Genomic DNA, 12,157 nt, shown 5'->3' with positions numbered 1-12,157 from the left:
GTCAGGCCTCCTCGGGGTTCGGCGACGGACGTGATCTGCGGATGCCGCGGCCGGGCGTCGCTCCGGTGAGTTCGCCGCCCGCGAGCACGGGCACGCCGGCGACGAGGACGTCGTCGATGCCCTCCGCGAGCGCGAGGGGTGCGTCGTAGGTGGCGCGGTCGCGCACGCGGACGGGGTCGACGAGCACGAGGTCGGCGATCCACCCCGGACGGATGCGCCCACGGCGGCCGAGCCCGAACCGGTCGACCGCGCGGGTCGAGACGAGCGCCGCGGCATCCGGCCAGCCGAGCACCTGCTCGTCGACGACGAGGGAGCGCAGGTAGCGCGCGAAGGAGCCGCGCGCCCTCGGATGCGGGTGGGCTCCGACGAAGATGCCGTCGGAGCCGCCGAGCGCCCGCGGGTGCGCGAGGATCGACGCGAGCTCTGCGGGGGAGCGCTCGCCCCGCACCGCCATGACCACGTTCACCTCGAGCCGCGACGCCAGCAGCACGTCGAGGGCGAAGACGGCCGGCGTGGAGCCTGCGCGTCGGGCGGCCTCGGCGAGCGTCAGCCCGTGCGCCCAGGCATACTCGGGCGCGGCGACGTGCGCGAGCGTGAGCATGCCCGGCCAGTCGGGGCCGAGGCTCGGGTAGTCGACGATCGTCGGGAACCAGTCGCGCAACAGCGCCGCGCGGTCGTCGGGGTCGGCCAGGACGGCCAGCACCTCGGTGGTCGGCCGCACGGTGAGCTGCGCGGGCAGGATGGGCATCGCGAGGATCGAGCAGCCTCGCGTATAGGGATACGCGTCGAAGGTCGCGTCGACGCCGGATGCCGCGAGCTCGCGCAGGAGCTCGTGCACGATCGGCGGCTCGGCGTGGAAGTGCGACACGTGCACCGGCACGCCCGCGTGCCGGGCGATCGCGGCCGCCTCGTCGGTGCCGGCGCGCGAGTTGGCCTCGTATCCGCCGCGCAGGTGCGAGACGTACACGCCGCCCGCCGCCGCGACCGGCTCGGCGAGGGCGGCGAGCTCGGCGGTGGGCGCGAAGACCCCCGGAACGTAGTCGAGGCCGGTCGAGAGGCCGAGGGCGCCCGCCGCGAGGCCGTCGGCCACGAGCGCGCGCATCTCGCCGAGCTGCGCCGTCGACGCGGCATCCGTCGACCGCCCGCACACCTCGTGCCGGACCGTGCCCGCCGGCACCAGGTAGCCGGCGTTCAGGGGCGTCGTGCCGTCGTAGGCGGCGAGCAGGGCGCCGACCCCGCCACCCCGGTAGCTCGGGTGCCGGCCGTTGATCGCGGCGAAGTACTCGCCCGCGTAGGCGCCGTCGCCGGGGGCGTAGGAGACGCCGTCCTGCCCGCCGATCACCGTGGTGACGCCCTGCCGAAGCAGTCCGAGCTGCACGTCGGCGTCGAACAGGAGCCCGTCGGCGTGCGCGTGCCCGTCGACGAAGCCGGGCATGAGCAGGCGCCCGGCGCCGTCGACGACGAGGTCCGCGCGCGCCGTCGTTCCGGATGCCTCGACGCGAGCGATGCGGCCGGCCTCGACGACCACGTCGACGGTCGCATCCGGCGCGCCGACGCCGACGCCGAAGCCGTCGGCGTCGACCGGACGCACCTCGCGGATCAGGATCGTCATCGGCCGGACTCAGAAGAACGTGCGCACGAGGTCGACGACACGGGTGCTGCCTGCGTGCTCCACCACGGGCAGCCAGCGGCGCTTGTCGAAGGCCGTGCAGGGATGCGAGAGGCCGAGCGACACCACGTCGCCGACGGCGACCGGCAGCGCGGCATCCGACCGAAGGAACGCGTGCTGGTCGTTGACGGCCGTGACGGATGCCCCGGCGAGCGGCTCCTCCTCAGCCCCGAGCGAGGGCGCAACACCGAACGGCACCGGCAGGCCCTCGTCGTAGGGGAAGTCGCGCTTGCCGCCGTCGAGCAGGGCGAGGCCCGGCTCAGGATGCGAGACGACGCGCGCGTAGCCGCGCATAGCCGATGCGAGGGTGGGGCGGCCGGCCGCCGCACGGCCTTCGTCGAGGGGCGAGATGCCGTGGTAGAAGCCGTCGTCGTGCAGCAGCGACGCGCCCGAGCGGAGGATCCATCGCGTGCCGCGGCCGGCCGCGGCATCCGCCTCGATCGCCGGCCCGAACGCCTCGGCGACCAGATCGAGGTACGCGCTGCCGCCCGCCGACACGATGAGGGGTCCCTCGGCGACGATGCGCTGCACGACCCGGTGCAGCTCGACGAGGTCGGCGAGGTAGTCGCGCACGGCCCGGAGCGCCCGGGCCGACCGGTCGTGCCCGAGGCTGCCCTCGTACCCGGCGACACCGGCGAGGCGCAGCACCGGGGACGCGGCGACGCGACGGGCGACCGCCTCGGCGGCGTCGAGGGAGCGAGCGCCGGTGCGGCCCCCCGGGGCGCCGAGCTCGACGAGCACGTCGACCGGCCGGGCCGGCGAGATGCCGGATGCCGCGAGGCCGCGTTCCATGGCCTGGACCGTGTCGGGCGCGTCGACCCAGCACGCGAACGCGAACGCCGGGTCGTCGAGCTCGCCCGCGACGAACGCGAGGGCGTCGGGCGCGACCAGGGCGTTGGCGAGCATGACGGCGGAGATGCCGAACGCGCGAGCCGTGCGCACCTGCCCGGGCGTCGCGAGGGTGAGCCCCGTCGCACCCGCGTCGAGCTGCAGTCGCCAGAGCGCGGGCGCCATGGTGGTCTTGCCGTGCGGCATGAGCTCCATGCCGTGCGCCGTGGCCCACGCCTGGATGGTGTCCGCGTTGCGGCGCAATGCCCGGGCGTCGAGCACCGTGACCGGCGTCCAGAATTCCTCGAGGGTCGGTCCGGTCGCGAGGAAGTCGCGCACCGTGAGACCGGCGGCCCGCAGGGGGAGCCCGGTGTCGCTCGCGGCGAGCACCTCGTCGCCGAGGTCGTCGATTCCACGCGGCATCCGCATTCCCCTCCCCCATGTTGCACATGTTGCAACCGGCTTGCATCATATCTGCGCAGCGGCGACGATCACCACGTGAACGACGATGACCGCGCGAATCCCGCACCCGAGGTCCTCGCCGTCGGGGAGACCATGGCGCTCGTCGCGCCGTCCTCTGCCGAGTCGCTCGAGACGGCCCGCGACTTCCACATCGACGCGGGCGGCGCCGAGGCGAACGTGGCCTCGCACCTCGCCGCGCTGGGGCGGGCGGCCGCCTGGGCGGGTGCCGTGGGCGACGACGCGCTCGGCCGCCGGCTCGTGCGGCAGCTCGCGGGGCGCGGCGTCGACACCCGGTGGGTGACCGTCGATCCCGGCGCGCCGACCGGCCTGTACGTCAAGGACCCGGGCCGCGGCGTCGCCTACTACCGCGCCGGATCGGCGGCCTCCCGGCTCGGCCCCCGCGACGTGGCCGCCCTGCCGTTCGACGGGGTGCGACTCCTCCACCTCAGCGGCATCACGCCCGCACTCTCCGGCTCGTGCGACGCGCTCGTCGATGCGTTGTTCGACGCCGCCGCCGAGCATGGCGTCGCGGTCAGCTTCGACGTCAACCATCGCGCGGCGCTCTGGCCGTCGACGGATGCCGCGGCGCGGCGCCTGCACGACCTCGCCGCTCGCGCCACGGTCGTGTTCGTGGGGCGCGACGAGGCCGAGGCGCTCTGGGGTGTGTCAGGCATCGACCAGGTGCGCGCGTTGCTGCCCGAGCCGCCCGTGCTCGTGGTGAAGGACGGCGAGGTCGGTGCGACGGAGTTCTCCCGGCGCCACGACGGCGGGGACGCCGTCGTGCAGGTTCCGGCGCTCACCGTCGAGCTCGTCGAGCCGGTCGGGGCGGGCGACGCCTTCGCGGCCGGGTACTTGCACGCGTGGCTCGACGGCGCGGCGTCCACGGAGCGTCTCGGCGCCGGACACGCGCGAGCCGTGCTCGTGCTCGCCGACACCGCTGACTTCCCCAGGAGCCCACGAGAGGACCGAGCATGACCAGCAGCGCCGGCACCGACGTCACGAACGCCGAGTTCGACGGGATCCTCGCCGGGCGCCCGCTCATGGCGATCTTCCGCGGGCTCGGCGTCGACCGCAGCATCGAGCTCGCCCGCCGGGCCTGGGACCTCGGCATCGAGGCGGTCGAGCTGCCCATCCAGTCCGAGGCCGACGTGGACGCGCTCGCCGCGGTCGCGGAGGCCGGCCGCGCCGAGGGCCGGCTCGTGGGAGCGGGCACGGTGGTGTCGACGCGCCACGTCGAGCTCGCGGCATCCGTCGGCGCCGCCTTCACCGTCAGCCCCGGCCTCGACGCCGACGTCGTCCGTGCGTCGGCCGCGGCCGGACTCCCGCCCCTGCCCGGCGTCGCGACGCCCACCGAGGTGCAGGCCGCCATGGCGCTCGGGCTGACGTGGCTGAAGGCGTTCCCCGCGTCGCTGCTCGGACCCGCATGGTTCCGCGCGATGGCCGGCCCGTTCCCCGACGCGCGCTTCGTCGCGACCGGCGGCATGGACGCCCAGAACGCCGCGGCATTCCTCGACGCCGGCGTGCGCACCGTCGCGGTGGGCTCCGCGCTGGCGGACCCGGCCCAGTTGCCGGCGTTGGCCGCGTTGCTGCGGCGCTGAGGCCCCGGCCGACGGGCGTCAGGCCTCGTCGGCGCCGAGCGTGCGCTGCGCCGCGACGTCCTGGTGGGCCAGCCGCCGCAGGGCGAGCAGCACGGGCTCGTAGAGTGCGGTGCCGAGCACGGTGTACTCGACGGCCGCGTGCGGCTCGGGCGGCATCTGCTCGAGGTCGAACTCCGCGAGCTGGCGCAGGTGGCGGCCGTACTCGAGCAGGCGCGGCTCGCCCAGCGGCATGCCGGCGGCCTCGGTCGCGGCGAGTGCGGCCTCCAGCTGGGCGACCGCCGCGAACCGAGGATCGTAGACCTGCCCGAGCGCCGCGAGGGCGGCGCGGGCGCGGGGGTACGGGTCGGGGTCGTCGACGGATGCCGCATCGACGGCGGGAGGCAATGCGCTCACCGCGCTGCCGAGCGTCTGGTACAGGTCGTCGCCGGGGTCGTCGATGAGCTCGAGGATCGTGCGTGCCTGCTGCACGCTCAGCCCGACCGGTCCCGTCAGGGCGCGGATCACGCGGAGACGGCGCACGTGCGCGTCGTCGTACGTGGCCTGCGTGGCCGAGGTGGAGCGACCCGGTTGGAGGAGGCCCTCGCGCAGGTAGAACTTGATCGTCGCCACGGGCAGCCCCGAGGCGCCGGCGAGTTCCGAGATCCGCATGCCGACTCCTTGCACTGGATAGTTCAACTCTCTAGTATTGGAGAGCGCCACTATCCAATCATGGACCAGTCAGAACGGATCACGACATGCCGGACCCCAACGACCTCATCCTCATCGGCATCCTGCTGCTCGCCCTCGTCACCGTCGAGAGCGGCGGCTACTTCCTCACCCGCGTGGTGCGCGGCCACGTTCCGGCCAACCGCCTGCAGGGCAACTTCTACCGGGCCGGCCACGCCCACGCGGCCGTGCTGCTCGTGCTCTCGATAGTGATCCTCTCGGTGATCTCCTCTGCCGCACTCGACGGGTTCTGGATGCAGCTCGCCCGGCTCGGCGTGCCGATCGCCGCGATCCTCATGCCGGCCGGGTTCTTCCTCTCCGTGCTCGGCACCGATCCGCAGCGACCGAACCGGCTCATCGTGCTGCTCTGGGTCGGGGTCGTCTCGTTGACGGCCGCGCTCATCACCGCCGGCATCGGGCTGATCATGGGCGGCGTCGCGGCGCTCTGAGCCGCGCGCCGACGGATGCCGCCGGTCGGGGAGTAGCGTCGGCGCCATGGCCATTCCCCAGCGCTTCTCCCTCGTGACCCTCGGCGTCTACGACGTCGACGCGGCCACGGCGTTCTACCGTCGCCTCGGATGGCGTCAGTCGACGCACTCCGCCGACGGCATCACGTTCTTCCGCACGCCCGGGCCGATCATCGCCCTCTGGACGAGTCCCGAGCTCGCGGTCGACGCCGGCATCGCGACCGAGGCCGACGCGCCGTCGGCGCCAGGGTTCCGTGGGGTGTCGCTCTCGATCAACTTCGACAGCCGCGACGACGTCGACGTGGCGCTCGACGAGTGGCTGGCGGCGGGCGGGGAGATCTCCAAGCCCGCCGAGGCGACCGAATGGGGCGGCTACAGCGGCTACGGCCGGGACCCCGACGGCAACCTGTGGGAGTTCGCGCACAACCCGTTCTGGCCGCTCGACGACGCCGGCATGCCGCAGCTCGACGGCGGCGAGCTGGAGTGACCCGCGCCCTCGGGGCCGGGGATGTCACCCGGTCAGGAGCACCTTCGCAGCGCACCTAGACTGGAATCCGTGAATTCAGAGGAAACCGTCGACGTCGTGCTGATCGGCGGGGGCATCATGAGCGCGACGCTCGGCTCCCTGATCTCCCAGTTGGAGCCCGACTGGAGCATCCGCGTCTACGAGCGGCTCGGCGAGGTCGCGCAGGAGTCCTCGAACGCGTGGAACAACGCCGGCACCGGCCACGCCGCGCTCTGCGAGCTGAACTACATGCCCGAGGGCGCCGACGGAACCGTCGACGCGAGCAAGGCCGTGTCGATCAACGAGCAGTTCCAGATCAGCCGCCAGTACTGGGCGCACCTGGTCTCCACCGGCGCGCTGCCCGAGCCGCACAACTTCATCAACTCCACGCCGCACATGACGTTCGTGAAGGGCGCGGCGAACATCGACTACCTCCGCCGCCGGGTCGAGGCGCTGAAGGACCAGCCGCTCTTCCCCGACATGGAGTTCACGGAGGACCTCGAGCGCATCGCCGAGTGGACCCCGCTCCTCGCCAAGAAGCGCAACCCGAAGCAGAAGGTGGCCGCGACACGCATCGCCGCCGGCACCGACGTCGACTTCGGCGCCCTCACGAAGTTCCTCTTCGAGGACATCTCGCGCCGCGGCGCATCCATCCAGACCAATCACCAGGTCACCTGGCTCAAGCGCCAGAAGGACGGAACGTGGAAGCTGCGCGTGCGGCACACCGTCGGCCAGACGCCCAAGGTCGTGAACGCGAGGTTCGTGTTCGTGGGCGCCGGCGGCGGCGCCCTCGCCCTGCTGCAGCACTCGGGCATCGAGGAGATCAAGGGCTTCGGGGGCTTCCCGATCTCGGGCCAGTTCCTGCGCACCACGAACCCGAAGGTCGTCGCCCAGCACCAGGCCAAGGTCTACGGCAAGGCGGCCGTGGGCGCGCCGCCCATGTCGGTCCCGCACCTCGACACCCGCGTCGTCGACGGCGAGACGGCCCTGCTGTTCGGCCCCTACGCCGGCTTTACGCCCAAGTTCCTGAAGACGAGCACCTGGTTCGACCTGCCGTTCTCGATCCGCCTGCACAACCTCGGGCCCATGCTCCAGGTCGGGCTCAAGAACTTCGACCTCGTGAAGTACCTCGTCTCCGAGCTGCTCGCCTCCCGCTCGAAGAAGATGGCCGCGCTGCGCGAGTTCATGCCCACGGCGAAGGACGCCGACTGGGAGCTCATCACCGCCGGACAGCGCGTGCAGGTGATGAAGAAGGACCCGAAGCAGGGCGGCATCCTGCAGTTCGGCACCGAGATCATCACCGGCGCCGACGGGACGATCGCCGGCCTGCTCGGCGCGTCGCCGGGCGCCTCCACCGCCGCGCCCATCATGCTCGACGTGCTGTCGCGGTGCTTCCCCGCGCGCATGGAGGCGTGGGAGCCGAAGCTGCGCGAGATGATCCCGAGCTACGGCACGAAGCTCTCGAGCGATCCTGCGGCCGCCGAGGCATCGCTCGCCGAGACCGCGAAGGTGCTCGACCTCACCGCCTAGTCGCGCTGCGAATCCCGCTTGCCATGTGCAGGCGGGGTCTGTTATCGTCGACCCCGCTATGAAGTGAGCACATCCCATCGTCCCGCGCCTGAGGCGCCGTAGACACCGGGTGTGCATGCTGAGCTGATCGCGACAGTGTCGCGCGCGCACCCTTCGTGACGGCGAATGCCCGGCGGGATCCTCTCTCCGCTCCCGGGTCGACGCCCGCGCCCTCGTGCCGTGTGCGCGCCGGTCGGTGCATCGTCTGCTCGCGTCCGCCATCGGCGGCGTCGCGCGCCGACCCGGGAGCCTTCGCGAACGGACGTTCCGCATGGCTGTACACCTCTCACACTCCCTCCACCTGCACGCCGACGGGCTCTCGGCGTCCTACGGCGGCCGGCGCGTCTTCACCGACCTCGGCTTCGCCGTCGCACCGGGGCAGCGACTCGGCCTGATCGGCGAGAACGGCGTCGGCAAGTCCACGCTGCTCCGGCTCATCGCCGGCGTCGACGAGCGATCGGATGCCGCATCCGCTGCGCTCGACGAGGCCGACGTCTCGGGGCGGCTCACCCGGCCCGTGCGCACCGGGCTGCTCCGCCAGGAGCTCCCGTTCCGCCCCGAGCAGCGCCTGCGCGACGTGATCGAGGCCGCCCTCGCCGAGGTGCGGACCATGGAACGCGAGCTCGACGACGCCGCCGCCGCGCTCGCCGACCCCGGCGTCACCGATGCGGGGGCCGCCGCGGCATCCGCCCGCTACTCGGCCGCGCTCGACGCCGCCGAACGTGCCGACGTCTGGTCGGTCGAGGCGCGTCGCGACGAAGTCCTCGACGGACTCGGTGTCTCCGGCATCAGCCTCGATCGCCGGATCGACGAGGTCTCCGGCGGCCAGCGCAGCAGGTTCGCCCTCGCCGCGCTGCTGCTCTCGTCACCCGACGCGCTCCTGCTCGACGAGCCGACCAACCACCTCGACGACGACGCCGCCACCTACCTCGAGGACCGACTCCGCGCCTGGCGCGGGCCGGTGCTCTTCGCGAGCCACGACCGTGAGTTCCTCGATCGCGTGGCGACGGCGTTGCTGGACCTCGACCCGGGACGCGCAGGCGCGCTGCAGCTCGCGGCCTCGGGAGCCACAGCCGGCGCGTCGCGCGACGAGGTGCTCGCGGCATCCGGCGGCACCGTCTTCGGCGGCGGCTTCAGCGAGTACCTGTCGGTGAAGGCGGAGGAGCGCGAACGCTGGGAGCGACAGTACGACGACGAGCAGGAGGAGCTGCGCCGGCTGCGGCTGGCGGCGACGGACACCGCGCGCAACGTCTCGCACGGGCGCGCGGCCACCGACAACGACAAGTTCATCACGAAGTTCAAGCGCGCCAACGTCGAGCAGACGGTGTCCCGTCGGGTGCGCAACGTCGAGCAGCGGCTCGTCACGCTGGAGCGCGACCAGGTGCGCAAGCCGCCGGCGCTGCTCGAGTTCGCCGGCATCCCGTCGGGCTCGCACGCGCTCGAGGAGCCGTCGGGGTTGCTGCTGCAGCTGTCGGGCGTGTCGGTCGCCGGCCGGCTGGAGGTGGGATCGCTGCAGGTGGCGCCGCTGACCCGCCTGCTGGTGACGGGCGCCATCGGCGCCGGCAAGTCGACGCTGCTCGGCGTTCTCGCGGGTACGCAGTCGGTCGACGCCGGCACGGTGCAACGGCGGAGGGGGCTGCGCGTGCAACTCCTCGAGCAGGACGTGCGGTTCGCCGATCCGGATGCCTCGCCGCGGCGCCTGTACGAGCGGGTGCTCGGCGCCCGCCGGGCCGAGCAGGTGCCGCTGACGAGCCTCGGGCTCATCGCGGCGCGGGACGCGGACCGCCCGGTCGGCGCGCTCTCCGTGGGGCAGCAGCGCCGGCTCGCGCTCGCCCTCGTCATCGCGCGGCCGCCGCACGTGTTCCTCCTCGACGAGCCGACGAACCACCTGTCGCTCGGGCTCGCCACCGACCTGGAGGCGGCCCTCGGCTCGTACCCCGGCGCGGTGGTGATCGCCAGCCACGACCGATGGCTGCGCCGGCGCTGGGCGGCCGAACGGCTCCAGCTGGACGCGGGGCGCCTGGTCGGCGAGGCTGTGCTGCGGTCGTGAGCTGACGAGCAGCATGCCGCGGCGCGCCCTGTGCGAGACGGGGACGCGCCGCGGCATCCGCTTGCCTCGGATTCGAACATGTGTTCGAATAGCATCATGCGGTGGAGCGGGCAGGAACTCGGGGTCGAGCAGGGCGACGCCCTACCGGGGCTGGCGAAGCTGAACAACCTCGTGCGGTCGGTGCAGACGCCCGAGTTCGCCGGCATCACGTTCCACGAGGTGCTCGCGAAGTCGGCGCTCAACAAGGTGCCGGGCCAGTCGATGATGCCCTTCGGCTGGACGATCAATCCCTACCGGGGCTGCTCGCATGCGTGCACGTACTGCATCGACCCCGAGACGCAGATCACGATGAGCGACGGTCGTGAAAAGCCGCTCTGGTCGGTCGAGGTCGGCGACGAGGTGCTCGGGACGCGAGCTGGTGGGCGCTATCGACGGTATGCGCCGGCGAAGGTGGTGGCGAAGTGGTCGACCCGGAAGCCCGCGTACCGCGTGGTCCTCGCCGACGGCTCGGAGATCGTCGCGAGCGGCGACCACCGGTTCCTGACGGATCGCGGCTGGAAGCACGTGACCGGCGCCATGAGCGGCCCTGGGCAGCGGCCCTACCTGACGACGGGCAACTCATTGCAGGGCTTCGGCCGCGCCGGACTCCGCTCGCAGATCTCCGTCCTCTCCGATGCGTATGCGTCCGGCTACCTGACGGGCATGATCCGGGGAGACGGGCTCATGTTCGAGCGAACGTACCGGAGGGCGAACGGCGGCGTGAACAACGTCAACCAGTTCCGGCTGGCGCTCGCCGACCGTGAGGCGCTGGCGCGTACGCGCACGTATCGCGAGCAGTTCGGCGTCGCGACCAATCGATTCGAGTTCTCGGGGCCCCGCGAGAACCGTCGGGCGATGTCTGGAATCCGAACAGCACGCCGTGATGCGTACGAGGCGATCACCGGGCTGATCGCATGGCCCGACGAGCCGAGTGACGAATGGGCGGCTGGCTACCTCGGGGGAGTCTTCGATGCAGAGGGATCATGCAGTCGCGGAATTCTGCGGATCTCCAACAAGGACGAGGCCGTGCTGACCGCCATCGAACGGGCGTTGGCTGCATTCGATCTCACGTTCGTACGCGAACCGGCACGCCCGAACGGAGTCGTGAACATCCGGGTGACTGGTGGCCTCCCGGTGAGGAACGCGTTCTTCTCTGTCGCCCAGCCGGCGATCACGAGAAAACTGGCCATCGCCGGGGTCGCCGTCAAGACGAATGCTGATCTCCGCGTGGTATCGATCGACGCCCTCGACGAAGAGGTCGAACTGATGGACATCACGACCACCACCGGGGACTTCATGGCGAACGGCGTGGTGAGCCACAACTGCTTCGCCCGCCCCACGCACACCTACCTCGACCTCGACGCCGGAGACGACTTCGATCGTCAGATCATCGTCAAGGTGAACGTCGCCGACGTGCTGCGACCCGAACTCGCCAAACCCTCATGGCGGCACGAACCCGTGGCCCTCGGCACCAACACCGACCCCTACCAGCGAGCTGAAGGGCGTTACGCCCTCATGCCCGGCATCATCGACGCGCTCACCGAGAGCGACACGCCGTTCAGCATCCTGACGAAGGGAACGCTGCTGCGGCGCGACCTGCCGCAGCTGGTCGAGGCCGCGAAGCGGGTTCCGGTCGACCTCGCCATGTCGATCGCCGTCTACGACCACGAGCTCCAGCAGTCTGTGGAGCCTGGGACGCCCAGCACGAAGGCGCGGCTCGCCACCGTGACCGCGGTGCGCGAGGCGGGCCTCGACTGCGCCGTCTTCATGATGCCGATCCTGCCGTACCTCACCGATACACGGGCGCACCTCGACGAGGCGCTGCGGCAGGCCAAGGCCGCCGGTGCGTCGAGCGTGCTCTACACCGCGCTGCACCTGAAACCAGGGGTGAAGCCGTGGTTCATGCAGTGGCTGGAGCAGGAGCATCCCGAGCTCGTGCCGCGGTACCGCTCCATGTACTACGGCAACAACACGTACGCGCCGAAGGCCTACCGTCGGTGGCTCGGCGAACGGATGCGGCCCCTGATCAGGGCTCACGGCCTCGAGCGCGGGCGCGAGGACCCGGTCACCGGCGGCGTGCGATCGGCGGCACTGGCCGACCGGGGCGTGTCCGTGCCGGCCGCACGCGGGCCATCGCGGCTGCCCGACGCGCTCAGCCTCCCGCCCGCCCCCGACGCCCTCTTCTGAGGCAGAACGCGCACCCTGTGAGCCGCCGCAGCACTGCGCCGCCGCTCGAACGACGGGCTCGGTGACTGCGGAGGGCTG

General features: G+C 72.2%; 10 protein-coding genes. 7 read left to right on the top strand and 3 right to left on the bottom strand.

Annotated elements, in window-relative coordinates; translation table 11 throughout:
- Position 1: 1 nt before the first annotated feature.
- Both J2X63_RS02580 and J2X63_RS02575 read right to left on the bottom strand, forming a co-directional pair.
- Positions 2-1,612 (bottom strand): amidohydrolase family protein, encoded by a 1,611-nt coding sequence (locus J2X63_RS02580; protein ID WP_309973581.1) that lies wholly within the window; start codon positions 1,610-1,612, stop codon positions 2-4.
- A 9-nt stretch (positions 1,613-1,621) separates the two neighbouring features.
- Positions 1,622-2,920, bottom strand: a complete 1,299-nt coding sequence (locus J2X63_RS02575; protein ID WP_309973579.1) for an alanine racemase — start codon at positions 2,918-2,920, stop codon at positions 1,622-1,624.
- A gap of 75 nt (positions 2,921-2,995) precedes the next feature.
- Here J2X63_RS02575 and J2X63_RS02570 point away from each other — a divergent pair, with 75 nt between their 5' ends.
- Both J2X63_RS02570 and J2X63_RS02565 read left to right on the top strand, forming a co-directional pair.
- Positions 2,996-3,934: a sugar kinase gene (locus J2X63_RS02570; protein WP_309973576.1), complete on the top strand. Its 939-nt coding sequence runs from the start codon at positions 2,996-2,998 to the stop codon at positions 3,932-3,934.
- On the top strand, positions 3,931-4,557 hold the full coding sequence (locus tag J2X63_RS02565; protein ID WP_309973574.1) for a bifunctional 4-hydroxy-2-oxoglutarate aldolase/2-dehydro-3-deoxy-phosphogluconate aldolase: 627 nt from the start codon (positions 3,931-3,933) through the stop codon (positions 4,555-4,557). The genes J2X63_RS02570 and J2X63_RS02565 overlap by 4 nt, the downstream gene beginning before the upstream one ends.
- 18 nt (positions 4,558-4,575) lie before the next feature.
- Here J2X63_RS02565 and J2X63_RS02560 read toward each other — a convergent pair whose 3' ends face one another.
- Entirely contained in the window at positions 4,576-5,205 is a 630-nt protein-coding gene (locus J2X63_RS02560; RefSeq protein ID WP_309973572.1) for a MerR family transcriptional regulator, read from the bottom strand.
- Positions 5,206-5,291: 86 nt separating this feature from the next.
- Between J2X63_RS02560 and J2X63_RS02555 the strand changes: the two genes are divergently transcribed.
- The 5 genes from J2X63_RS02555 (at position 5,292) to J2X63_RS02535 (ending at position 12,079) form a co-directional block, all read left to right on the top strand.
- Positions 5,292-5,711 carry a hypothetical protein gene (locus J2X63_RS02555; protein ID WP_309973570.1) on the top strand — a complete coding sequence of 140 codons (420 nt, stop codon included), beginning with the start codon at positions 5,292-5,294 and terminating at the stop codon, positions 5,709-5,711.
- Positions 5,712-5,757: 46 nt separating this feature from the next.
- On the top strand, positions 5,758-6,216 hold the full coding sequence (locus J2X63_RS02550; protein ID WP_309973568.1) for a VOC family protein: 459 nt from the start codon (positions 5,758-5,760) through the stop codon (positions 6,214-6,216).
- Between the two features lie 21 nt (positions 6,217-6,237).
- The gene (locus J2X63_RS02545; protein WP_396133103.1) at positions 6,238-7,764 is read left to right on the top strand and encodes a malate:quinone oxidoreductase; all 1,527 of its coding nucleotides are present in this window, start codon (positions 6,238-6,240) and stop codon (positions 7,762-7,764) included.
- A gap of 310 nt (positions 7,765-8,074) precedes the next feature.
- On the top strand, positions 8,075-9,853 hold the full coding sequence (locus J2X63_RS02540; RefSeq protein ID WP_309973565.1) for an ABC-F family ATP-binding cassette domain-containing protein: 1,779 nt from the start codon (positions 8,075-8,077) through the stop codon (positions 9,851-9,853).
- 96 nt (positions 9,854-9,949) lie between these two features.
- The gene (locus tag J2X63_RS02535; protein WP_309973563.1) at positions 9,950-12,079 is read left to right on the top strand and encodes an intein-containing Rv2578c family radical SAM protein; all 2,130 of its coding nucleotides are present in this window, start codon (positions 9,950-9,952) and stop codon (positions 12,077-12,079) included.
- Positions 12,080-12,157: the final 78 nt, after the last annotated feature.

It is taken from the genome of Agromyces sp. 3263, from assembly GCF_031456545.1.
Taxonomy (GTDB): Bacteria; Actinomycetota; Actinomycetes; order Actinomycetales; family Microbacteriaceae; genus Agromyces.
The sequence above is the reverse complement of the archived record's forward strand: the minus strand, read 5'-3'. Positions and strand labels throughout refer to the sequence as shown.